Source organism: Pseudoalteromonas sp. CNAT2-18.1, from assembly GCF_022347865.1.
Classification (GTDB): Bacteria; Pseudomonadota; Gammaproteobacteria; order Enterobacterales; family Alteromonadaceae; genus Pseudoalteromonas; species Pseudoalteromonas ruthenica.
On record NZ_JAKRFR010000002.1, the window covers coordinates 426,277 to 450,830 of the forward strand.

The 24,554-nt window shown below is 47.4% G+C and carries 23 protein-coding genes; 6 read left to right on the plus strand and 17 right to left on the minus strand.

All coding sequences use genetic code 11. From position 1 onward, the window contains the following. Positions 1 to 118: 118 nt before the first annotated feature. From MHM94_RS05330 to fur, 5 genes are all read left to right on the plus strand, one after another. Positions 119 to 895, plus strand: coding sequence for an alpha/beta fold hydrolase (locus tag MHM94_RS05330; RefSeq protein ID WP_235418962.1), 777 nt, complete (start codon positions 119 to 121; stop codon positions 893 to 895). Between the two features lie 125 nt (positions 896 to 1,020). Further along, positions 1,021 to 1,242, plus strand: a complete 222-nt coding sequence (locus MHM94_RS05335; RefSeq protein ID WP_022946545.1) for a DUF2788 domain-containing protein — start codon at positions 1,021 to 1,023, stop codon at positions 1,240 to 1,242. A gap of 2 nt (positions 1,243 to 1,244) precedes the next feature. Next, the gene (gene ybfE / locus MHM94_RS05340) at positions 1,245 to 1,523 is read left to right on the plus strand and encodes a LexA regulated protein (protein WP_022946544.1); all 279 of its coding nucleotides are present in this window, start codon (positions 1,245 to 1,247) and stop codon (positions 1,521 to 1,523) included. A 14-nt stretch (positions 1,524 to 1,537) separates the two neighbouring features. After that, positions 1,538 to 2,065 carry a flavodoxin FldA gene (gene fldA / locus MHM94_RS05345; RefSeq protein ID WP_022946543.1) on the plus strand — a complete coding sequence of 176 codons (528 nt, stop codon included), beginning with the start codon at positions 1,538 to 1,540 and terminating at the stop codon, positions 2,063 to 2,065. 137 nt (positions 2,066 to 2,202) lie between these two features. Continuing rightward, positions 2,203 to 2,649, plus strand: coding sequence for a ferric iron uptake transcriptional regulator (gene fur / locus MHM94_RS05350; protein ID WP_053910451.1), 447 nt, complete (start codon positions 2,203 to 2,205; stop codon positions 2,647 to 2,649). A gap of 53 nt (positions 2,650 to 2,702) precedes the next feature. On the opposite strand, the gene MHM94_RS05355 is transcribed toward fur, so the two are convergent. After that, entirely contained in the window at positions 2,703 to 5,507 is a 2,805-nt protein-coding gene (locus MHM94_RS05355; protein ID WP_235418961.1) for a collagenase, read from the minus strand. Positions 5,508 to 5,820: 313 nt separating this feature from the next. Between MHM94_RS05355 and MHM94_RS05360 the strand changes: the two genes are divergently transcribed. Next, entirely contained in the window at positions 5,821 to 6,855 is a 1,035-nt protein-coding gene (locus MHM94_RS05360) for a GGDEF domain-containing protein (protein WP_045978342.1), read from the plus strand. A 39-nt stretch (positions 6,856 to 6,894) separates the two neighbouring features. Here MHM94_RS05360 and MHM94_RS05365 read toward each other — a convergent pair whose 3' ends face one another. The 16 genes from MHM94_RS05365 to MHM94_RS05440 form a co-directional block, all read right to left on the minus strand. Further along, complete coding sequence (locus MHM94_RS05365) at positions 6,895 to 8,412, minus strand: glycogen/starch synthase (protein WP_235418960.1); 1,518 nt, start codon at positions 8,410 to 8,412, stop codon at positions 6,895 to 6,897. Between the two features lie 2 nt (positions 8,413 to 8,414). Then, the gene (glgC, locus tag MHM94_RS05370; RefSeq protein WP_235418959.1) at positions 8,415 to 9,707 is read right to left on the minus strand and encodes a glucose-1-phosphate adenylyltransferase; all 1,293 of its coding nucleotides are present in this window, start codon (positions 9,705 to 9,707) and stop codon (positions 8,415 to 8,417) included. A gap of 2 nt (positions 9,708 to 9,709) precedes the next feature. Continuing rightward, positions 9,710 to 12,205 (minus strand): glycogen/starch/alpha-glucan phosphorylase, encoded by a 2,496-nt coding sequence (locus MHM94_RS05375; protein ID WP_045978345.1) that lies wholly within the window; start codon positions 12,203 to 12,205, stop codon positions 9,710 to 9,712. Next, positions 12,202 to 14,277 carry a glycogen debranching protein GlgX gene (glgX, locus tag MHM94_RS05380; RefSeq protein WP_235418958.1) on the minus strand — a complete coding sequence of 692 codons (2,076 nt, stop codon included), beginning with the start codon at positions 14,275 to 14,277 and terminating at the stop codon, positions 12,202 to 12,204. The genes MHM94_RS05375 and glgX overlap by 4 nt, the downstream gene beginning before the upstream one ends. Continuing rightward, positions 14,270 to 16,531 (minus strand): 1,4-alpha-glucan branching protein GlgB, encoded by a 2,262-nt coding sequence (gene glgB, locus MHM94_RS05385; RefSeq protein WP_235418957.1) that lies wholly within the window; start codon positions 16,529 to 16,531, stop codon positions 14,270 to 14,272. The genes glgX and glgB overlap by 8 nt, the downstream gene beginning before the upstream one ends. Then, positions 16,512 to 18,515 (minus strand): 4-alpha-glucanotransferase, encoded by a 2,004-nt coding sequence (gene malQ / locus MHM94_RS05390; protein ID WP_235418956.1) that lies wholly within the window; start codon positions 18,513 to 18,515, stop codon positions 16,512 to 16,514. Before malQ ends, glgB begins: the two co-directional genes overlap by 20 nt. Positions 18,516 to 18,517: 2 nt before the next feature. Then, positions 18,518 to 18,820: an isoamylase early set domain-containing protein gene (locus MHM94_RS05395; RefSeq protein WP_045978348.1), complete on the minus strand. Its 303-nt coding sequence runs from the start codon at positions 18,818 to 18,820 to the stop codon at positions 18,518 to 18,520. A 450-nt stretch (positions 18,821 to 19,270) separates the two neighbouring features. Beyond that, complete coding sequence (locus MHM94_RS05400; RefSeq protein WP_235418955.1) at positions 19,271 to 19,678, minus strand: GFA family protein; 408 nt, start codon at positions 19,676 to 19,678, stop codon at positions 19,271 to 19,273. A 152-nt stretch (positions 19,679 to 19,830) separates the two neighbouring features. Beyond that, positions 19,831 to 20,616 carry a DUF2071 domain-containing protein gene (locus tag MHM94_RS05405; RefSeq protein WP_235418954.1) on the minus strand — a complete coding sequence of 262 codons (786 nt, stop codon included), beginning with the start codon at positions 20,614 to 20,616 and terminating at the stop codon, positions 19,831 to 19,833. Further along, a complete protein-coding gene (locus MHM94_RS05410; protein ID WP_235418953.1) occupies positions 20,604 to 20,798 on the minus strand; it encodes a hypothetical protein in 195 nt (64 codons plus the stop codon). Before MHM94_RS05410 ends, MHM94_RS05405 begins: the two co-directional genes overlap by 13 nt. A 250-nt stretch (positions 20,799 to 21,048) precedes the next feature. After that, complete coding sequence (locus MHM94_RS05415; protein ID WP_235418952.1) at positions 21,049 to 21,426, minus strand: hypothetical protein; 378 nt, start codon at positions 21,424 to 21,426, stop codon at positions 21,049 to 21,051. Between the two features lie 128 nt (positions 21,427 to 21,554). Beyond that, entirely contained in the window at positions 21,555 to 21,806 is a 252-nt protein-coding gene (locus MHM94_RS05420) for a hypothetical protein (RefSeq protein WP_235418951.1), read from the minus strand. A 119-nt stretch (positions 21,807 to 21,925) separates the two neighbouring features. Then, positions 21,926 to 22,768: a hypothetical protein gene (locus tag MHM94_RS05425; RefSeq protein ID WP_235418950.1), complete on the minus strand. Its 843-nt coding sequence runs from the start codon at positions 22,766 to 22,768 to the stop codon at positions 21,926 to 21,928. A 71-nt stretch (positions 22,769 to 22,839) separates the two neighbouring features. After that, positions 22,840 to 23,316, minus strand: coding sequence for a hypothetical protein (locus MHM94_RS05430; protein WP_022946527.1), 477 nt, complete (start codon positions 23,314 to 23,316; stop codon positions 22,840 to 22,842). Between the two features lies 1 nt (position 23,317). Further along, positions 23,318 to 23,722 carry an EVE domain-containing protein gene (locus tag MHM94_RS05435; RefSeq protein ID WP_235418949.1) on the minus strand — a complete coding sequence of 135 codons (405 nt, stop codon included), beginning with the start codon at positions 23,720 to 23,722 and terminating at the stop codon, positions 23,318 to 23,320. 90 nt (positions 23,723 to 23,812) lie between these two features. Beyond that, positions 23,813 to 24,298, minus strand: coding sequence for a hypothetical protein (locus tag MHM94_RS05440; RefSeq protein ID WP_235418948.1), 486 nt, complete (start codon positions 24,296 to 24,298; stop codon positions 23,813 to 23,815). Positions 24,299 to 24,554 lie beyond the last annotated feature (256 nt).

Genomic DNA, 24,554 nt, shown 5'->3' on the forward strand with positions numbered 1-24,554 from the left:
TAAGCTAGGGGGCGTGCCCTGTATAGGCCCTTAGCAACTGAGCAGTGTTTGACCAAGTGTTGCATTGCGCGCGCCCAGTGGGCACAATTTACCTACTTTCATCGATGATAACGTGTTTATGTTACTAAATTATCAAAGCAGCTCTGAGGCGCCAAAAAATGCGCCCACTGTGATTGTTATTCATGGTTTATTTGGCTCATTAGATAATCTAAAAGTCGTTGCCAGAGCCCTCAGTGAGCAGTTTCATGTAATTAACGTGGACGTGCGCAATCACGGTCAATCTTATCACAGCGAGACCATGACCTACCCGGCTATGGCTGAGGACATTATTGCGCTGATGGATGAGCTGGAGATCGCACAAGCGCACATTGTGGGTCATTCCATGGGCGGCAAGGTGGCTATGCAAGTAGCAATAGATGCACCCGAGCGCGTCAGCAAGCTCGTTGTACTTGACGTGGCTCCAGTGAGTTACCACTCCCGTCATGACGCCATTTTTCAAGCGCTTGAAGGCGTTGCCAGTGCATCGGTTAGCTCACGTTCGCAAGCGGATGAGTTAATGAGTGAATACATAGCCACACCGGGTGTACGCCAGTTTTTGGCTAAAAGTTTGAAAAAAACCGACAAAGGCTCCCTAGAATGGCAATTTAATTTGCCAGTGCTAAAACAGCAATATGCAAATATCCTATCGCAGCCAGTTGTAAATGATTCTTGTTTGTGTGATACACTGTTCGTTAAAGGTGGCGACTCAGATTATATTTTGCCTGAGCACAAAGAACAGATCATGACCCTGTTCCCGAATGCCAAAGCAAAAGTAATTCAAGGCACCGGACATTGGCTACACGCTGAAAAACCGGCAGCAGTAAATAAATCCATCGTTGATTTTTTAACACGTTAATCCATATCAATAGTATGGGCGTAATTTAGGGTGAGTATAACGGAGGCTAAAAGCCTCAATATCACCTAAATTATTGGATTTTTCTGTGCTACAATGCGCGCCGTTTTACAGATAGGTAGCAGTCAATGGTCGACCAATTAATCAATGAGATCGATACCCTCGGGTTATATTTTGGCCTTGCTGGCATCTTTTTTTTCATCGGCATGGCAATTCAAGACGTACTTAAAAAAGGCGATGTGCCTAAATTTGGTCGTTATATTGTCTGGCTTGTGTTGTTTTTAGGCTGTTCCGGCTTTATCGCCAAAGGGCTTATTCAAGTCTTCTGGCAAGGAGCAGGTGTGGGTTAACCATGGCCAAGTCAGAGCTAGATAGAACCACGCTCGATTTATTCGAGTATGAGCGACGCCCGGGTCGTCCAAAAACTAACCCGCTCCCTCGGGAGTTACAACTGAAAGTAAATAAGCGTAATCAGCTCAAGCGCGATAAAGCGCGGGGCTTGAAACGCGTCGAATTTAAAGTTTCATCAGAGCTGTATCAAGCATTAAATGATATGGCAGATGCGCAGAATATTAGCCGAAGTGCGTTGATTGAAACCATTTTGCAAGAACGATTGGCTATAGATACATAAAAGGTTATTTATTCATGGCAAGTGTAGGTATATTTTTTGGTAGTGATACGGGTAACACTGAGCACGTTGCAAAAATGATCCAAAAAGAGCTCGGCAAGAACATGGTAGCCGTGCACGACATCGCGAAAAGCAGCAAAGAAGAGATTGCAGAGTTTGACCTGCTGCTCTTTGGTATCCCCACATGGTACTACGGCGAAGCGCAGTGTGACTGGGATGACTTTTTCCCTGAACTAGAAGAAATCGACTTTGACGGCAAGCTATGTGCTATCTTTGGTTGTGGTGATCAAGAAGATTACGCCGAGTACTTCCTTGATGCCATGGGCATGGTCAACGACATTATCACCGAGCGTGGTGCTATTGTAGTCGGTAATTGGCCTACCGAAGGCTATGATTTTGAAGCATCAAAAGGGCTGGTTGATGACGAGCATTTCGTTGGCTTGGGCATTGATGAAGACCGTCAACCAGAGCTGACCGATGAGCGTGTGAAAACCTGGTGTAAGCAGATTTTTGATGAAATGTGCCTAGCAGAACTTGCCGACTAAGAACAAAAACGCTAAGGGTAACTTGGCTTTACACTTGATAGTAAAGCACGTTATTCTTAGCCATTATTATGCGTCGCACGCACCGCTTGCTGTCCCTTAGCGGTGCAACCAAGAATCTAAAATCGAGAACAAGTTGAATGACTGATCATAATCTAGAGCTTAAAAAAGCGGGCTTAAAGGTCACGCTACCGCGTATTAAAATCCTAGAAATCCTCCAGTCTCCGGATAACCAGCACATCAGTGCCGAGGACGTCTACAAAATCCTGCTTGATAACAGCGAAGAGATCGGTCTGGCTACTGTTTATCGCGTTTTAAACCAGTTCGATGATGCTGGCATTGTCACCCGCCACCACTTCGAAGGCGGCAAATCGGTATTTGAATTGGCCGGCTCTACGCACCACGACCATTTAGTGTGTTTAAAATGTGGTCGAGTGATCGAGTTTGAAGACGACATGATTGAACGTCGTCAGGTAGAAATCGCAGAAGAAAACGGCATTACGCTAACTAATCACTCACTCTATCTATACGGCGAGTGTAAAGATGTTGAAGCGTGTAAGAACTACGCCGAGATAAGCAATAACTAATTGCTAATATGAAAAAAAACCTGCGCTAACGCAGGTTTTTTTGTGTCTTTAGTTTACTGACAATGGCCCTCATCAATACTAAGTTTCAAGCTCGCTCCAGCGCTGTTGCCAGATACTTTTAAATACCCCCAGTAGTTGCTTTGACCACTCACCGATAAACACTCCACGTTTCCTGATGTATCGCTGCGGGCCTCAACATTGCTGCCATTGGGCCAGCCTTGGTTGGCATATTCCAGCATTAAATCGCCACTGCCATGGGCCGTTTCGATACGCACACTTTGCGCTGCGGCGACATTTTCAATACTAAACCACATCGGTGCCTGCGCACCTAAGCAGATAGTCTCACCGGCCACTAAGCGACCATCAGTACGCGGTCCTTGTTGCGCGCACATATCATCGATGTGAGAAGGCGCCTGATAGCTGGCTGTTAGGCTCACATCTGCAAACGCATTATACCCTCTGACCATGATATACACTTCACTGGTCGCGCTACCTAGATTGAGCTGGCATTGTTCCTCATTACCACCAATATACGGACGACAGTCAAACTCGCCTGTGGTGGGGGCTTGCTGTTCACGAACATAAAGGTCAGCATCACCACTGCCTCCTGAAAGGGTCACATCAAGCGCTGAAGTGCCTTGCGGCAATGTGATACGGAACACTTGCTCGCTATCTTGTGCACCACTGATAGACACGCTTTGCCCATTGCTCAGCTCAGTAATACCGCCGCTGCTATCGGCCTCAATGGTAATACTGTGACTAACACTGTGGATCAGACCCTGCTCATCACTGACACTCAAGGTCACGATGTAACTTCCCGGCTGATTATAGCTATGCTGTGCAATAGCCCCTCGCCCTGATGTGCCATCGCCAAAATCCCAAAGATAGCTTGCGATAGCGCCTTCGCTGTCGCTGCTCGCACTGCCATCAAAGCTCACACTTTGATTCACAACCCCGGTATCGAGGGCGTTAATACGGGGCGTTGGCGCGGTATTGTTCTCGCCACCAGCGAGCGCTTGTGTCCAAGTCGTGAATTCATTGCCATAACTCGCCGCCCAGCTATTCATTTGGCTTTGATAGCCTTGCCAGTTGCCCTGGCGAGTATTCGCTAGCATGTTGGCCAACTCGCTGCGATGACGCTCAAACATAAAGCGCACCCCCAAGTATCCCCAGCGATAAATTCTATCTTGGTCAAAACCGGCATACGTGGTGGCAAACACCTCGCCTAATTGGTAAGTGCTGCCATCTTTTATGGTCTCAATTGCAGCGCTATTGTCCTCAAGTAACGAGACATATTCAGCCACTCCCTCACTCCACCAAACTATATCGGCTGTCGGGGCGTTAAAATCACCATAAAGATTAAAGCGCCCGTCTAAGTAGTGAACATATTCATGCTCTAAATTCCAGACATAGTGGTCAGCGTTAGCATAGCTGGCCTCGTAAGCAACAAAGTTTGCCTGATTGTCAGGGTTGCTCGGATCCCCCTCTAAATACATACCGCCATTGTTGGTATCGATGCCAAAAATAACCCCAGCATATTTTTTATAATCGTCGCTGCTATTGAACACATTCACCTGTAAGAAGGAGTTCAAATCATCGGCAACAGGTTGATTATTAGTGGCTAACTTGTCATGGAACACCCCTTCTTCGTAGGCCATTTTTTCACAGGCTGCTTGTTGTTGGCTAGCACTTAATTGTTGTGCACGAATGCGAATGGTGTCACTGCACTGGTGAATTTGACCCAATACCTGCTGCTCAACCTGTTCTTTAAAACCACATACCTCAAACTGCGCGCAGGCACCGTAGTAATCGACGATGTCGGCTGCGCCTAACCAGAGGGCATCACCGTAGCCAACCATGTTATAACGTGCAAATAGTGCGCTAAGCTGCTTATCGGCCTCATCTTCAATTGGCTCGCCGCTGTGCATTTTTAACCGCGCTAACTCCCTTGCCGCGTTGGTGATCAGATATTCGCTGTCACTACCTATCATCCAGGTTTGCGCTGTGAACTCACCTAACAGTCGTGCCAGCTCGGTATCGGTTTTTGCTAGCGCCATGAATTCATCATTCCATTGGCCTCGGAACAAAATGGTAAAAATACCATTTACCGCCGATCGCATATGCCAGCTATTACCATAACTTTGGTCCCAACGACTCAGCCATTGTTTAACTTGCGGTAAGTAGCGGTGTTGTAATTCAGCGCTATCCATAGTGATGATCACTTCACTAAGCGTCTTGCCATGGGCGTCGCTGTTGGCATAAAAGTGGGTATTGGCAACAAAGGCATCCAGTGCTTGCTGGGTCGCCTCAGTTGCAGCTGGCGATAAGCTTACCTGATCGTTATAGAACTCGACATAGAAGCCAGCGCGCAGGAACAAAAATAGCGCTTCCAAATCAGCACTGCCTTGGCCGTTATAATTGCTGGCAAGCACAAGCGCCCTATCAGCAACTGCTAACATTTTACCATCAGTAACAATTTGTCCAGCGACTTCATTGCTGGCACTAAATAGCGCGTTGACGCAATCTACACCCTGGCTGGTCACTTGCTCGGCGATGGTGGCGCTCGACGCATCAGCCAGTTGCTGCAGGGCACACTGCGCACTCGCATCTGCCATCAAGCTAGAATGTGAAAGCTCATTAACTAAATGGACTGAAGAAAGCTGCTTTTGCCTATCAGCCGTTGGCGGCGCGATATGTTGCCTCTGCTGATCCGCCTCATGGGCAACAGCCAATGAATGCTGTGCACTTATAGGTTTAAACAATCGCTTGCCATCACTGGTGCCCGGGTGCGCACTAACGTGGCCAGCTACGCAGCCAAGCGTAACCATCAGTGCCGACGTAATTGCTGATTTTCTCATAATGTACCTTTTCTGGGTTGATTGAACTCGTGGCAAAGTTAACATTTAGTTAATAGTGTATACAATATATTTTATATTCATTGTGGTTATATCGTTAGATTCAAATTCCCTTTTTTGATTACAAGCAACATGTTAGGCCATTGCTCGCTGCGAGCCGAGCTGCAAGATGCCAAGCGTATGGGTCGGAACAATAAAGAGAAGAAAATATGACAATGACGGAAATGGACGTCCCGGTTTTTATATATTGACTATACTCAGGGCTAGCGACCATGTAGATCGCATTATGTGGTAAATTTATAGGGCCTACCGAATCATGCAAGAAGAATTATTAAACTCGGTTATCAAAATTACTAAAACCAGAGATGTAAACTCCCTCGAATACAGCCTAGTCACCACCCTACAAGAGTTCATACAGTGCCAAGAGATAGCAGTTTATAAGGACTTACAGGACTTTGGCCGCAGGGTCATCGAGTGCAGCCTGGTGCTACACCATGAGAATGCCGGTCAATATCAATGGCACGACACACACATTGTAGAATCCCCTGAATCTGAACTTCTCTCGTGTTTACAATCCGCTTGTATCATTACCGTACAGAACAACAATGGCATTGAGCATCGCTGGCTGCCCATTTCGATTTTTGATAAACCTGTGGTCGCCATCAAGGTGGTCAGTAATCACTTGAGCTCATCACAACAAGTGTTACTGAACGCCTTTTGCCGCATTTACGAAAATTACCTAACCATTTTACATGAGAATGAGCGCGACAAGCTGACCGGATTATTAAATCGACAAACCTTTGAGCGTAAATTTAAACGCCTGCTAGAAAAGCAAGTGAGGAACCAAAAAGCCCACAACCGAGATAATAATAACCGCAAGCGCCAACCCGAGAGTTACTCGTGGTTAGCAATGGTGGATATCGACCACTTCAAACAAGTTAATGATAACTATGGTCATGTCTGTGGTGATGAGGTATTGCTTATCTTAGCGCAGCAGATGCGCGGCTTCTTCCGCGCTTCAGACTTAATGTTTCGCTTCGGCGGCGAAGAATTTGTACTTATTTTTGAGCCTTGCAAACAAGAAGATATCAATGAAAAAATGCAGGCGTTTATGGACCATGTGCGCAACACCCACTTCCCCTTTGTAAAAACGCTGACAGTCAGTGTGGGGATGGCTCGTATCAGCCCTTATGACTTCCCCATCAGCGTATTAGAGAACGCCGACAAAGCACTTTATTATGCAAAAAATAATGGCCGTGATCAGCTGCACTTTTTTGATGATCTTGTGCAATCCGGTGCAATTTCACCGGACAATGCTAATCAGGATGAAGGGGATATCGACCTGTTTTAGGCCGCTCCCCAAGGTGTCGCTGAGTCGTTTGCGCCGCAACTAATGGGTGTACAACTGCTCAAGGTAACTGACGGCGACTTGGTGCCAGTCAAAGCGCGTGTTTTTGGCTTGCGTGCACAATGTCTGCCACTGCGCTGGCTCGTTATGGTAAACAGCAAGAGCACGCTGCAAGGCAGTGAGTAGCTGCTGACTTTGCTGTTTTGGGCTATTGCCCGTGAAAGTGAAACCATTGACGCCTTCGGCAATGGTGTCTTTAAGGCCGCCCACTTGATGTACTAAGCAGGGCGTGCCCTCGCGCATCGCTAAAAGCTGACTGATGCCACATGGTTCAAATGAGCTGGGCATACAAAATAATGACCCAAGCTGGTACATCGCATCACCCAACTCCAGGGCGAAACCACACAAAAACAAGAAGTTGTCATGCTCGGCCATCGCCTGTGTTAGCAACGCTTCAAGCGCCGGATCGCCAGAGCCCAGCATCATAAAGTGCTTGCCTTGCTCAGCCAAACATCGCAGCAGCTCATCCAGCGTATCATCATCAAGCAATAGCGCGACTTTTTGCGTGCTGATCCGCCCTACCGAGCATAGCCAGGGTGTGACCTCGTTGGCACGCCATTGTTGCAGGCGAACATGGGCGATGTAATGGCTCGCGCTTAACTGATTGGCCTTGCCCATCCATTGTAATACAGCCTGCTCAGCGAGCTGCCATAACCGTTTTTGAGTGTAATTTACCGACTCGCTTTGGTAGTCACAGCCATTGAGGATGCCCAACAACCGATTTTGCTGCTGCGCGGCAACCAACTGATTTTCCAACCCTTCTCCACCGATAAAACCATGCTCCATATTGCTTGGACGCTGAACCTCTTGCATATACTGGGGCGAGACCACGTGCACTTTGTCACATAGTTCAATGGCAGCGCGCATTGGATTATAGCAATGGGGATAGCGCGGATCGCAAATACGCTGGCCATCGTAACTTAACCATGGAAACCACGATTCAAGCGCCGACGGGTCGTGGGCAAACGGCCTCACACCTTGCAATGCTAAGTTATGAATGGTGTACACCGTGTGCATGGCTTTTAGTCTTTGCAAATCTTTGCCATAAGCACGAAGCACTGCCAACGTAGCACTGTGCCAATCATGTAAATGCAACACATCAGCCGCTAGTACACCTTGCTCTATCGCCTGCGCCACCGCCAAGCAAAATAAGGCAAACTTACTGGCGTCAGCGGCAAAGGGCCGGCCATCTTCATCGTGATGATAAACATGTTCACTGCACAGCCACGGATGCGATAACACATAATGACTCACCCCATCGCGTTTGCTTACCAATAAAAGCTGTATATTAAGCCGTTGGTGAGCAAAGTGAACCTGCACCTCGGCACAGGGCTGCGCCTCAATGAGCTCCATGCATTGGTAATGCGGCAAAATGACATCGACTTGGGTACCTTGCTCGGCCAGCGCTTTTGACACATTGCCCACCACATCAGCCACTCCACCCACTTTCGCACCGACAATGGCGCTACTCTCAGCACAAACAAATAACACTGACTTCATTATTACGCTCGCTGCTGACTCTGGGCATCGGTTTTTTGCGCAAGCGCCGCCAACATATCGCGCGTTACCAACACAATGCCATTTTTGGATACGCGAAAGCCGTGTTCAATATCTTCCTCATGATCTAAGCCAATGTTCAGTCCTTCTGGTATTTCACAGCCCCGGTCAATGATCGCTCGCTTAATATGGCAACCGCGATGAACGACCACACCGGGCAGCACCACCGCTTGCTCAATTTGACAAAATGAGTGCACGTGCACATTAGAAAATAATAGCGACTTGCGCACTTGCGAGCCGGAAATAATACAGCCACCGGAAACCGTTGAATCCACCGCCATCCCCCGGCGTTCATCGTCATCAAAAATAAACTTCGCTGGCGGTAATTGCTCTTGATAGGTCCAAATTGGCCAAGTGGGGTCGTACAAATCCAATTTCGGCTCCGGTTCAACCAACTCCATATTCGCTTCCCAAAACGAATCTAAGGTGCCAACATCACGCCAATAGGGCTGCCCAGACATGCTCGGATCGGTAAATGGGAAGGCATATACCTGGTGATTGTCGATGATTGCCGGGATGATATCGTGACCAAAATCTCGCCCCGAGCAGCTGTTTTGCGCATCTTTTTGCAATTGCTCAAATAAAAATTCAGTGTTAAACACGTAGTTGCCCATCGAAGCTAAGCAGCGACCCGGCTTTGCTGGAATTTCATTCGGCACAGCGGGCTTTTCATCAAAGCGGCGAATACGGTTTTGTTCGTCGACGGTCATAACGCCAAAGGTGTTGGCAGCCTCTTCGGTATCGACTTCAATACAGCACACCGTCATATCGGCGCCCGTTTCTACATGTTTTGCCAGTAACGCCCCGTAGTCCATACGGTAAACATGATCGCCTGATAAAATCATGACATAACGGGGTAGCTCATGACGAATGATGTCCATATTCTGAAATACCGCATCGGCAGTGCCGCAATACCACTCATCGCCGTAGCGCTGTGACGCGGGTAAAATCTCTACTGACTCACCGAGCTCTTTTTTAAAGTGTCCCCAGGCGCGATGTACATGACGAATTAACGAGTGCGACTTATATTGAGTCGCCACCCCGACCCTACGTATCCCCGAATTGATGCAGTTCGAAAGCGGAAAATCGATGATGCGATGTTTACCCCCAAAATACACGGCCGGCTTGGCGCGCCAGTTGGTCAGCTCATGTAACCGCGATCCTCTGCCTCCGGCGAGGATCAAGGCGTAAGTATCACGGGTTAAAGTACTAATGTATCGATTTGCATAACTTGGCATCGTTATTCTCCTTGGCGCGTTGGCATGGCCTGTAACTGCCATATGTCTTCACTGTATTGGGCAATAGTGCGATCACTGGAAAACTGACCAGAAGCAGCGGTATTTAAAATACTCATTTGAGTCCAGTGTTTAGGGTCTTGATAAGCTTCGCTGACAGCTTGTTGAGCTTGGCAGTAACTGGCAAAGTCATAACAGGTAAGCCAAGGGTCGCTATCGTCATAAAGGAGGTTAATAATGGGAGCGAAAATATTCGGCTCACACAAATTAAAATGACCGCTTTGTAGCAAGGCGATTACTTTTTGCAGCTGCGGGTCGTTATCAATAATAGCGCGTGCGCTATAGTGCCTGCGGATATCGTCGATTTGCTCAATCTTGGCGCCAAAAGTAAAAAAGTGCTCGCCACCGAGTGCTTCAAGCATTTCCACATTGGCGCCATCTAGGGTGCCTATGGTCAGTGCGCCATTCATCATAAACTTCATATTGCCGGTGCCTGACGCTTCCTTACCCGCCGTGGATATTTGCTCTGATAAATCCGCTCCAGGGCAAATTGTTTCCATCGCTGTGACATTGTAATTCGGTAAAAACGCCACCCTTAACCATGCTTTCGCACGGGGGTCATCGTTAATGGTGTTGGCAACATTACATATCAACTTAATAATGCGCTTAGCCATATCGTAACCGGGGGCCGCTTTGCCTCCGATCAGCACACAACGGGGCACCATGCCTTGCGTATCGCCATCACAAATGCGCCGGTATAAATGAATCACATGCAAAATATTGAGCAACTGGCGTTTATATTCATGAATGCGCTTGACCTGCACATCAAACAGCATGGTCGAGTCAAATTGCACGGCGCAGCGCTGTTGCACCAACTCGCACAGCCGCGCTTTGTTGGCTTGTTTTACCTTTTGCCACGCGGCAATAAAACTATCATCATCGTAGTAACGGCGAATACGGTTAATATGCGCGAAATCTTTTACCCAATCATCGCCTATTTTGGCGGTGATCAATTGTGCCAACTCGGGGTTACAATGAGATAGCCAACGCCTAGGCGTGACCCCATTGGTCTTGTTATTAAACTTCTGTGGCCACAGCGCATAAAAATCTGCAAACAACTGCTCTTTTAGTAAGCGGCTATGCAGCGCCGCCACCCCATTAACGGAATAACTGCCAACGATGGCTAAATAAGCCATACGCACCTGGGGATTTGCCCCCTCTTCAATAAGCGACAAAGCACGCTGTTTTTGTGCACACCCGGGCCACTGTTTGGCGACTAAGATTAAGAACCGTGCGTTAATTTCATAGATAATTTGCATCAAACGCGGCAGTAGCCGTTGCATTAAAGCCACAGACCATTTTTCCAGCGCTTCAGGTAGCAAGGTGTGGTTGGTGTAGGCCATGGTACGAGTGGTTATCTGCCAAGCATCGTCCCAACTCAAGCAGTGTTCGTCGATAAGCAGGCGCATTAATTCAGCTACGGCAATACTGGGATGCGTATCGTTGAGTTGAAATACATGATAATCGGCAAAATCTGTAAACTGTGCGCCTTTGATTGCTATCCATTGGTTGAGCCGGTCTTGCAGTGCGGCACTACAGAGAAAATATTGTTGGCGCAGGCGCAGCTCTTTGCCATTTTCACTGCTGTCATTGGGATACAGCACCATGGAAATTTGCTCGGCGAGGTTTTTTTGCGCCACGGCCTCGGCATAGCCACCAGCATTGAACTCACCAAGGTCAAACTCATCGGTGGCCTCACTTTTAAATAGCCGTAAGGTATTGACGATATCATTACCATATCCTGGCACGGGCACATCATAAGGCACAGCTAACACATCTTGGGTGTCCAGCCATTGGCGGTGTTCGCGGCCTTGATGGTCTCGATAAATATCGACATGACCAAAAAACTTCACCCGCACGGTTTTATCCGGTGCTGGTAATTCCCACGGATGGCCTTCACGCAGCCAATGATCGGGCTGCTCTATTTGCTGACCATTATCAATGCGTTGATTAAACATGCCGTATTCATAACGAATACCATAACCTGTGACCGGCAAGGCCATGGTCGCACAGCTATCTAAGAAGCACGCAGCCAAACGCCCTAAACCACCATTTCCTAAACCAGCGTCGTGCTCAGCGCTGGCTATATGTTCGAGCTCAGCGCAGTAATTGGCTAGTGCGGCGCTCACCTCAGCAGCCATATCTAGGTTTAAAATAGCGTTATTTAAGCTACGTCCGATGAGAAACTCTAACGACAGGTAGGCAACTCTTCGTGTTGGCACTGAGGTGGTGACATTGCGGGTTTGTCGCATACGCGCCACCAGCCTATCACGTATTGTCAGCGCCAGTGCTTGATACAAATAATGCTGCGATTCGCCCACTTTGTCGCGCCCGAGGGTATAGTGAAAATGACGAGCCAAATCATCGGCTAACGTTTCGCTATCAAGTAGCGGCGCATCCTGCCAATCCACAGGGTGGCATACAGTGCCAGACGTAGTCATAGTGTTTGCCTTGTATTGTGTTTGTTTTCAACGTTACTAAACACCCAACCACTACAGGGAGTTAAGGTTATTTCTTGATCCACAGCGATGCCCTGCGTTGCAGGCACACTGTGTTCGTCCGTACTCAAGCGCAGGTGCCATTGCAGAGGCGTATTATCAGGGCTCACTAAGCGCAAGGCTTGCTCACGCCCGCCGCGATGCAGTACCACACATAAATAGTGATGGGCCTGGGTATCGATACTGTAATACACCAAGGTATGCAGCGAGGGGTCATGCCAATCGTCATTGCTCATCGGCCGCCCGTCAGGGCGATACCAAGCAATCACAAAGCGCGGGTCGTTGTCATGGATGTACTCCGGGTGCGTAAAAATGGCGAATTCACGACGCAGCCTTTGCACATCGCTGATAAACAGTGCTAACGGATGGTGGCGAGAGACATCGTGCCAACTAAGCCAATTAATGGCGTTATCTTGGCAATATGCATTATTGTTGCCCCCCTGTGAGTGCCCCATTTCCGAGCCGGCGCTGAGCATGGGTACGCCTTTGGAAAGTAATAAGGTGAGCAGTAAGTTTTTTTGTGCTCGCAAACGCAGTAACTTGATGTGAGCATCGTCGCTGTGCCCTTCCACACCATAATTACAGCTGTAGTTGGCATTATGGCCGTCTTGATTGTGCTCTCCGTTGGCGTGATTATGCTTTTGCTCGTAGCTGACCAGGTCGGCCAAGGTATAGCCATCATGACTGGTGATAAAATTAATGCTGTAGCTTGGCACCATGCCGGTGGCGCTAAAAATGTCGGCAGAGCCATGCAAGCGCTTGGCTAACACGCCCAGTAAATCGCTATCGCCGCGCCAAAACCGCCTGACAACATCGCGATATTGGTCATTCCACTGCCGCCATGGAGCAGGAAAAGCGCCAAGCTGGTAACCTCCGGGGCCAATATCCCAAGGCTCGGCAATCAGTTTCGCGTGTTGTAATACCGGGTCTTGAGCAAGGCATTGAAAAAAGACATGTTCAGGGCTAAAACCATGGCGCTCTCGGCCTAAAATACTGGCCAAATCAAAGCGAAAGCCATCAACCCCATATACCTGATACCAATGCCGTAAGCTGTCCATGACCAAGCGCAACGCACCCTGTTGGGTTAAATCTAAGGTGTTACCGCAGCCAGTGTCGTTAATGTAATGACCTTGATCATCAAGGCGATAATAACTGCGATTATCGATGCCCCTTAGGTGGCAACAAGGGCCAAGCGCTTCGCCTTCACAGCTGTGGTTGTAAACCACATCAATCAGCACTTCGATATTGTGTTGATGTAACTCCGCGACCATGGCTTGAAATTCGTGCACATCGCCGCTAACCAAATAATCACTATGCGGAGTGAAAAAGCTCAGGGTGTTATAGCCCCAATAATTACTCAACCCGAGTGGCTGTAAAAACGCTTCACTAATGAACTGCTGCACGGGCATAAGCTCAATGCTGGTCACACCTAGCGCCTTGATATGCTCAATGAATTGCGGCGTTGCCAAGGCTGCAAAACACCCGCGTTGGGCGTTCTCAATATCGGGGTGGCGCTGCGACCATCCCTTAACATGACATTCGTAAATAACAGTGTCATGCCAGGCAATCTCCGGGCGTTTACCTTTATACTGGCTCAGCGCGGTTACCTGTGCTTTAGGCATTAAGTGAGCATTATCAAACGGACATAGCTTACCTTGCTCATCAATAGCGCGGTGGCGAATACTGTGTTGAAAATCACCAAATAGCGAGTGTGCATAAGGGTCGAGCAGTAACTTGTTAATATTAAACAACTGCCCTTGTTCAGGAGCAAAAGGACCATCCACACGATAGCCATATAACTGCCCTTTTGCAGCCCCTGAGACATAAACATGCCAATACCCGGGTTCACCTTTATGTAGGGCTATGCGTGCAATTTCACTGTGCCCAGAAGCATCATACAGACACAAGTACACGGCACTGGCATGACGCGAGTACAAGCAAAAATTAACCCCTTGGTCATCAATATAAGCACCCAAGGGAGCACCAACGCCCGGCTTGGTAATAAATTTACTCATGATCAGGTGCCTCCCACAACAGATAAACACAAGCCAATGGCGGCACACAGATGCTGATAGACTGACTTTGCCCATGCCAGGGTAGTGGCTCTGAATAGAGTGGCTCCGAAGGGAGTGGCTCCGAAAGGAGTGGTTGCTCATTTTCAGGTCGCTCAGCGCACACCCTAACGCCACTGCCGAAGTATTGACTCTCATCGCTATTAGCGATAACTCGGTAACTACCAGCGTGAGGCACACCAATGCGAAAATCATGATGTACTTGAGGCGTCATATTCACAACCGCGAGCACGACTTGCGGGCGGCTACTGGCAATACGTACAAAGCTGTAAATGCTTTGCTGGCTATTATTCCCATCTAACCACCGAAACCCACGCTCATCACAGTCATTTTCATGCAGAGCCGGGTAAGAACGATAAAGCTGATTCAGGCATTTAACCCAACGCTGCATGCCTTGGTGCGCTGGGTCATCAAGCAGGTGCCAATCCAACGCATGGTTATGGTCCCACTCGCGCTGCTGAGCGAACTCGCCGCCCATAAATAGCAGCTTTTTGCCAGGGTGAGCCCACATAAAACCTAAATAGGCGCGCAGGTTCGCGTGTTTCTGCCAACTATCCCCTGGCATTTTGCTCAGCAGCGACCCTTTGCCATGAACGACTTCATCATGGCTTAAAGGCAAAATGTAATTTTCGCTATAGGCATAGACCATGGAAAAGGTCATGTCGTGGTGATGGTATTGGCGGTAAATCGGGTCTAACTGCATGTAGCGTAATGAGTCATTCATCCACCCCATATTCCACTTAAAGCCGAACCCTAAGCCGCCACTGTCGGTGGTTTGTGTGACTCCAGGCCACGCGGTCGATTCTTCTGCGACCATCATAATGCCGCGATTTCGGCCATAGCACACACTGTTGATTTGCTGAAGGCAAGCAATAGCACCGAGGTTTTCTCGTCCACCCAAGTGGTTGGCCAACCACTGCCCATGCTCACGACTGTAATCAAGGTATAGCATCGATGCCACGGCATCCACGCGCAACCCGTCTACCCCGTATTGCTCTAACCAAAAGCTGGCGCTAGAGGTGAGAAAGCTACGTACCTCTTGGCGCTCATAATTGTAAATATAGGTATGCCAATCTGGATGATACCCTTGGCGATGATCGGCATGCTCATACAAATGCGTGCCATCAAAACGCCCCAAACCGTGAGCATCTGCAGGGAAATGCCCCGGCACCCAATCTATTAGCACACCAATATTGTGCGCACGGCATTGCGCGCAGAAATAGGCAAAATCATCGCCACTGCCGAAGCGCGAGGTGGGCGCGAAAAGGCCGGTGCTCTGATACCCCCAAGAGCCATCAAAGGGGAACTCGCTAACGGGCATTAATTGAATATGGGTAAACCCCATTTCTTCAACGTACGGAATTAATTGCGCGGCCAACTCACGATAATTCAAAAATTGGTTATCGGCGGTGCGCCGCCAAGAGCCAATGTGCAGCTCATAAATGCTAATGGCAGCATCGATGGCATTGCGGCGCTCGCGTTGCTCATAGCTTTGCTCATCCAGCGCTTTAGGCAACGTAACAGCGCTGACACGCGAGGCGGTATTTGGCGGCAGCTCTGTAGCAAATGCATAGGGGTCGGCTTTTAATAAGGCCTCACCCGATAACGTACGAATATGGTATTTGTAGCATTGGCCCGGCGCTACATCGGGTATAAAAATGGCCCAAACACCGCTGTCTTCAACCCGCGCCATAGGGTGTTGGCGACTATCCCAGTGGTTAAAATCCCCAGTCACACTCACCGCGAGGGCATTAGGAGCCCACACGCTAAAACGCACGCCTGGGTGACCTTGCAGGGTCATCATATGGGCGCCAAGGTGGCGCTGCGCCTGTTGCTCTGTGCCTTGGCGGAAATAATATAAATCAGCGGCACTGAGCCCTAAGGGTAAGCAAAATGGGTCGGCCTGAACCACCACCGCCTCTGGGTAAGTAACACGGAGCTGATACGGAACAAATTCCGCCTGCGCCGGCGCGATAAACACCTCGGAGTCTGAATAGCGCTGGGCAATACAAGTGTGAGTGGCAAACTGCACCTCCACCGCCAAAGCACCGGGCTTGTAGAGAATCACATACCAGCTGCCGTCAATGCATTGATGGCCCAATAGCTGTCGCGGCTCACCCACTTGCGCCCCTTCAAGGGCGCAAACAGCATCGGCTAAATCAGGAAGTGGCGTATTATCAATCATCGCATGTTCCATGACGACTCCTAGTCAGTTCACAGATAAACTGCTGTTGCTGCTGTAAAATAGCGACAGCAGATTGGCTCAACTGTCGTCGCCAGTTCGGGTATTCACGGTGCGTACCGGGGATATTGACCGGCGCATGTTGGCCGTCTAAATCATCAAGTTGCAGGGTCAATAACTTACTACTTCCTTGGGCAAGTGCCCGGCACAAGGCGCGATACACATCGGCACTGGTGCTGTGTAACGAAACCGACTGCCCTTGTTGAGTGAGTCGCTCAATCAGCGCGCTTTTATGGTTTTGACGTTGCTCATATAACGACTGTTTTTGCTCCGCACTGATAAGCGCCAGTTGCAGCGCTTGATTAAGATCATCGCCCTGCCACCACTGGGCAAAAGGCGGTAAATCGTGGTTGCTGATCATCAATAAGGTATGCTCATCAAGGTGTTGCGGCGCGCTAAAGGCTGAGTGCTGGTAACAAAAGTAATACACGGTGTTGGAGAATATCTGCGCTTGTGCCAAGGCCTGTCGTACTTGCTCGGGCACCACGCCTAAGTCTTCACCAATCACCACACACTGATGTTGATGACTGAGTATTTTTATTAGCGCTAACAGCTCATCAAAGGGGTAATAGACATAACAGCCCTGCTCATCGACACACCACCAAATGCGCATCAACGCCATCACATGATCAATGCGCAGCGCCCCTGCCCCTTGCATATTGGCGCTAAATAACGCTTTGGCATAGGCAAACCGGTGGCGCTTCATCGCTTGCGGCAACAATGCTGGCATGCCCCAGTTTTGCCCCTGTGGCGCAAAATCATCCGGCGGCGCACCAATACAGGCATGAGGAGTAAACAGCGCTCGGTAACGATTAAACTCGCCACCCCTATCACTCACGCCAACGGCCAAATCATTGATAAGGCCCAACTTCATACCCGCCTCTTGCGCTATATTTTGGCATTCTTGGCGCTGCAGCCAGGCTTGCCATTGCCAATAACAAGCCTGCTCATCATCTGGTTCATCCAAGGTATCAAGAGCCACACGGTGCTGCTCTTTAAACTGTGCAAATTCGGCCTTGCGCTCAGCACTTGCCGTGGTGCAAAAACGTTGGAATAACGCGTGTAATAATGGCAGCTTAAGCGCATAGACTTGCTCGTAATCGAGCCAAGGCGCGCTTTCGATACTGCTATAGTGCCTTTTGGCCTCATTAAGCTGCGCCAAAATCGCCGCATCACATTCCGGTGAATCCTGAACGGCAATGTACAGCGGGTGGATAAGCATGCGGCTGCTAGGGCTGTACGGGCTATGCCTACTGGCATCATTACAATCGAGTAAGTGCAAGGGATTAAGTAGCACATAATCTATGGATAACGCAGCGGCTTCGCGCAGCAGCGCTTTGAGATCCGCAAAATCACCCATGCCCACCCCGTGTTCGCTCACCAAGGTGTACAAACCGCACGATAACCCCACACTTTTAACAGCTGTTTGCTGGCCATAAGCGCCTTGATAAACGTGTTGTGGCGCCCACCACAGCTCTAGCTCAGCGCTATACTCTGCGACGCGGACCCGAGCGGCGTAAAACCCAGGCGCCAACCAACCTTGACCTAGTTCATAGCTAAGTGCGAGGTAGTGACAGCCATCAATCACGTAGTCACCGGTGACTTGCCCTTGGCTAATGCACCAGTTCGCATGTTGTGCGTTCACCTCTAGGTGCAAGCTTGCACTCTGCTGCCGCTGAAACTGCGCCTCGCTCAGGCGGATAACTAAACGTGGCGAAGGCTCCGAGATAACCATAATGTCATCGCAAAGTTGCTCCCAAGGGGCCGCGTCAAGCTGATAGTTAAGCGCGGCTAAGGCGTCGAGGTTATCAACATCGACCCCCATGGCCTCAAGCACTTTTACCCGCAACGCTTGATCAAATTGTTGCTGTTGCCCTTGGTAATCCACGTAGCTGTCGCCAACCCCCATCAGATAGAGGCTTTGTGCCAGCGTCTGCATTGTTAAGGCTGAACGTGGGTTGATACCACACTGTTGTCAGTGCCATAGGCATTGGCAACATAGGCATCGGCTTGGTGGTCGTTATCCCACTCTTGGTCATCAATTAAGTAACGAAAATGAAATTCGCTGTTTTTAGGGAGGCGCGTTTTAACGCGAAATGTGCCGCCTTTTTTCGAGCAGGTCATGGGCAAAGGTTGCCATTGATTAAATTCCGCCACGAGCGCGACACGGGCTGCGTGTGGGTGCTCATACTCAAAGGTCACTTCTGCTTCGTTTTTTGTTTTGAAAAAACGCTTCTTTAACATAGCTGGGCTCCAAACAAGTGTATATTTGTTCGCCACATCAATGTGCTATGGATACTGCTCAGCAAATCGGTGTGTTTTGCAAAGTCTGATGGCGAGGTTAGCAAAGAAATATGGACGCATTATTACAGTGCATAAAATGCGCTTTCTCGGTGCAAACATCCCGAAAAGTGAGGGTGTCACCCGCCACATATAGGCTGTTAGCAGGATAAGTGCCAAGGCATCTGCTGCGAACCTCAAATAGATACAAGGGATAATAGAAACAAACCAACAAAACGCATAATGAGATATTTTCACGCGTGCTTGCGAGCAGCTCACGGGGCAACAAACTGTTGCAAATCTAGCACTGTTTTAGAGGGAGTTTGACTGAAGAAATTAATATAAGGCAGCGCTATTTCCTACAAAGCACCCAACGCCGTCGGTGCCAGATTGCAGCCTAGCGCAGCGCCAAGTTCACTGGCGCCCAGGCTCGTGCTTTTCATAACGAGGGAGCGCTGCGTCTAACTCATCCCAGTTTGCTTTTGAGGTCACAAAATTATGAGAAATGGGTCGCTCTATAATATCGCTGTCTAATGCTCTTAGGCGCAGCCGATACCTGTTTGGCGACTGTGCATTAGCACTGTAAATGAGTGCCCCGCACTGGCTGCAAAAGTATTTACGTTTACCCTCGGCACTTTGGTAATAAGTCAAAGTACCTGCTTTGTCTGTTATTTTTAAATCTTCTGCATTAATGAAGCCATTGGTTGCATAGGCACTGCCGCTGGCCTTGCGACATAAAGAGCAATGACAATGAATGATATCAGTGAGAGTGCCCTGCAATTGAAACTGGATTGAACCACACAAACAACTTCCCTTATACATCTGAATTCCTCTTTTAACTGTTCGCTCTGGGCCCACCATTTAACAAAAAAGCAACTGACTCTGCGTTATACCACGCTATAAGCCGTGGCAAAAAAGTGCGCGCATCCTAGTGCCAAGGGCTGCCAATGACGTTTCCGCGCCATACTGTATTTTTATCGAATCACTTTAGGGGGTAAATAAATAGTAAATTCATTAATAGGTTCAACAAGAACGCTATGCGCTACTTGTTGCTCCTCTGGCGTAACTAAACCCAAGCGCGATAACAAGCCAAAGTAGGCCGATTCAAGGTTTGCCGGCTTCACTTCTAGCGCTTTGTGCCAGACTCGATAAGTCCCCAGTTGACCGTCACGGCGATAATAAAAGCCCGCGAGCGGATGAGTTAAATACACCAACCCCGTTTCTACATCAGGAAAGCCCGGTAACTCCAGTTTAGAGTCTGGGCTTTGGGTTAGTTCAACATGTGCTGGCGCCCAATCGGCTTGGGTAACCATTTTATATTTTGAATATAGCCTGGTTGATGAATCGAACTCACAATCAAACTTCACTTTGCCACTATACCAAGGCAAGTTCCAAACAAACCTAGGGACAGCTAATGTCCAAGAATCCAACGTGGTACCTAGGAACCAAACACACCTTTCGTTGGTCTTTTTATCGATAATGTATATGCGGTAGTTTGTTTGGCCCATGGTAAATTTAGGGAATGGAAAAACGGCCGAGGTAAAATCAACATCAATGAAAGGAACAACAGAAATTAACGCCTTTTCTTCACCATTAATTTCTAGGGTATCCAATTCAAATCGCTCGGGAAAAAGCCCCTCAAACCGTGAAGGGTTCACAGCATAAGTAATAATTGAGAAGTGTTGTAATTTGCACAGAACATCAATCCCTCTTGGCGCTGGCCGAGGGTGAAGAAAGTCTTTTAATTTTAATGAGTCCATCGACGTACATTCCTTGAATCGCTGTCATCCACTAAAAGTGGACGTCCTTGTTGGGCATAACGCCCCTCTGACACCACTGGCGGTATGTTACCCCCATGTTTTATGTTGCCGAGCGCTGTTATGACCAGTTTTTGTAATTGCAAAGATACCGGATTTTGCCAGCTGAGGCGAATGGCGTTCACTGCAAACACCCCGCTTAAATTTTAATAACTCACCAATCGCCGCTGTACGCCCTAAAGCAATGAGGTAAATGCCACGACCTAATCTGCCTGAGGGTTTAAGGCGCAGTAGATATAGCCAAAAGCGAGGCGATAAAGCTTGTTCTTAAGGGGAAGTTTAGAAAGAGTAAGTGGAGCGAAACGGGCCTGAGGTATCTTAAAACGGGCTTCTAGCTACTGGCTGGGTTAATCATATAATTTGCATGGTTTTCAATCACCTAACTTTCTCGCAAGCGGTGTGAAAATCCTCAGCTGAAATGACGATTTGCCGCTTTGTATGTTTAACCTTCTCTTTTATCTGCTCTTTGTTAAAAACTAAGTAGCAACTGCCTGCGCCACTTATTTCAATTGAATGCAGGTTTTTATCCATCGTTTTTGACTCACGAGATGACTGCTCATATTGCCAAATATTCACCTCACCCGCTTGCAAGGGCATGTTCATCACCTGCGTGCCGTACTGGGTTTTAAAGGTTACTTTGACCATAAGCTCTTCAGCTATCGCATTTTTTACACTGGCCCAGTGGATAGTTGAGCATGAGCTCAAAACAAAAGCGGCTAGTAATCCTAGAATTAGTATTTTTAATTTTTCCATGCGTTCTGAGTGGTCCAAATCAACCTTTAGATATCAACTTACATCGCTCCACTACAACTAAATCTAGGTTTCTGGTTTGCGTTCTTTTTTTGCATTTTTTGGGCAACAATATCTAACCTTTAAGTGCCTTAAAGCAGTTCCAATCTAACACTTTGCCATTCATCCCATGCATTCTCTGGGTCGATATCGGCATAACCTCTTTCTTCTGCCAGCTCCTCAGCAACATCAAGTGGCATAGCCATACATTGTGAAGAGTCTCTTATACCTAACACCTCTTGCTCAGTTAAGGGAGCGCCTTTTTTCGTTTCGGCGTTTAATAGCACTGCGACTAACGCAGGAATATGAACGAGTTTTAAATCTTCATTATTTTGTGGGGGCAAAATAGAAATCCTTTTATCTATGAGTCCTGGGATGGGCGCCACCATCACCTGCTTAATAATCTGGCGAGTTTTTTTGCACAGTACACACAAAGCATGACAAATTGCATAGCTTTATTAGCTCACAATGGTTGAATTTCATCAATAATTTCAATTCCGAGTATATGCTGCATTGTTTTCAGGCTTGGTGGACATTTTGACTCTAAAACCAGTACAGTTCTCACATTTTGTGGAAGTCCTTGCACACTGAGCATTGCCTCCGTAACAGATTGGTATTTTACGCATTGAAATAGTCCTCTACCAACATCTGCCACGTCGGATATTCTTGACTTAACCTCGACTGCAACCATTTGTTTCCGCCATGAAAACATCACATCGACTGAATCACCCGACGGTAGATCAAACTCTATTTCACCAATTGGCCAGCTATCAGACAGCCCAATTACAAGCGGATTTTTAGCAATATACTCCTTTAGAGCTTTATGATTTTGACTCTCACCCCCAACTTTTCGGGGCTTCTGTTTTGGCAGAGAGGGGAAATCAGGCTTTCTTAAGCCAAGTAATTTTAAAATTCTCAGCCAGTCTGGGAATGCATATATTTTTGCAAGCTGACTATCGACCACAACTTTCTTTTGTTTCTTGTTTAGCTTGCGAAAATCAGAGTCCGAGATAAACCAACCGACTCCTTCTCCAGGAAGTCCTGTTGTCTTATTTACAACTAGACATTGAATAGGAGGTATGTCTATATCATGCGCTTCACCTAGCTCGATTAATGTAGAGCCAATACACCCCAAAACGTAATTTAAATTCCGAGCGTTGGGCATATTCATTTCATCAGCAAGTTGAGAATATAAGATTTTTTCCCCCACTAGGGCTTGTCTAACTAATAATGGTAGAGCTTCTCTTGCACGCTGTTGATATAGCTTATCACCCCAAAAACTTTCTGATATTTCACCTGTTTCCATATTACTTGACCTCATCAAGGACTAACGCTTCAAGCAGGCACGCAGCTTTCCGCGTACCTTGGCTTGACATGTTACACGTCTTCTTCCATTTTACCTTTCGGTTTGGCTGAACCAAGTATTTTTGCTCGGTCGATTAAAGTCTGCGAAAAGTGCTGTGTAAACTCAAGGCATGCATCATTGGACCTTTTACCTGTAGCAAGACAAGCATCTTTTAACATCCCGTATGCTTCTTCTTTCACTTCGTCTTCTAAGTAACCGTCTACAACAGAGTAAACCTCGATCGCCAAGCTTGATGCCAATGATTCACCTATCGGTTCGTGTCGTTTTCCACTGAGAGCTTCAGGCCGGAAAATGGAAATAAAAGCGACAACAGAAATTAACAGAACGAGTATGAATACGACCGCGCCTAGGTATATTCTATCCGACTGCCCATAAGTAGCAGCCAAGCCAATTAAACCAACTTCAACGACAAGAACCACTAAAACAAAAAAGCCCAGAGGGGTAGTTACTGTTTCTATTATTTTTGAACGACTTTCTTGAGGAGCCATTTTATTCTCCTCTGACTTTAATTAGGCGTTCAATTTCTTCAGCCTGACCTTCTTCAATAAGAAAATTAGTGGCCTGAGCCGCCTTTAAAATTAATAGATCTTTTAAAAGGGGATTAATTACAATCTCACTAATGACGATTGGTTTATTAAGCTTGGCTGTATAGATTACATCAATGCCTGACGATTTCCATTCTGGCTTTTGGTAGCAATCTGAATTAAGCATTCCTGCGGCATAGATACCACGATTACTCCCTATACCACCAAGCCAAAAATATACTCTGTCGCCCTTTTTCATTTTTGATTTGTAGCGAGTGGCATACCACGTATCAGATTTACCTATTTCTACGATTTCATCATCGCGGAGATCGTATCTGTCTACAACAGATTGAAATATCCAATAATTCAAAATAAGTCTCCTCTGGCTCGACCTTCGTGTAACGCCTCAAGTTACAGCCAACTTCAAGGAGGTCCGCAGCCTTGATTCATTCAGCAGATATTATTCTGCTAGTAACTCTTTCAATTTTTCTATTCGTTTTTTTGACGCAGCGTCTAGAGTTCCATCTGTAATGCGAACGACAAAATCCTCTATAGCCTCTTTCGATGGATTCGCAACTATTTCATCGACTCGTTTTTGACCAGATGGAGAAGCTATAACTCCATCGACAAAGCCTCTTGAATATCTTTCAAATATTATTTCGTCAACTTTCTTTGAAAGTTCTTTGTATTTTTCTAATTGCCGCTTTTTGTCTTCTATCTGCCATCTTAACGTTTCTTCCTTTAAAGCCTGTGTCTGAAGCTTTAGAGCTTCGATTTCTTTCTTTTGCTCAGAGCTTTGCGTCGAAATAAAACCGACCATGGCCAAAAAAACTGTCGATACTATGGTTATATAAGCTGGTTGCTTCCATATTGGAGCTTGCAAATGTCGAATTTCTTCACATAATTTTTTCTTTTCTAATTCTTCTCTATCCATTTCTTTAGCCAACTCTCAATCCATACTTATACTTAGCAGCTCATTAGCGTGCATTTCTACTTAAACCAAATAGCTGTTTGTGTTTTACCACGCCAATGTTTATTTATTGTTAATTAAGTTAGCAGCTGAGTTTCGTCACGTCGATACTCAGTCATGAGGTGGAAAACGCGCAATAAGATAATCGAGCCAAGCTTAGCTCGTTATGAAAAATAAATAACTTTTTAATTTCAGGTAGTTGTAACTATCATCTACTTACTAGTGGCTGGTA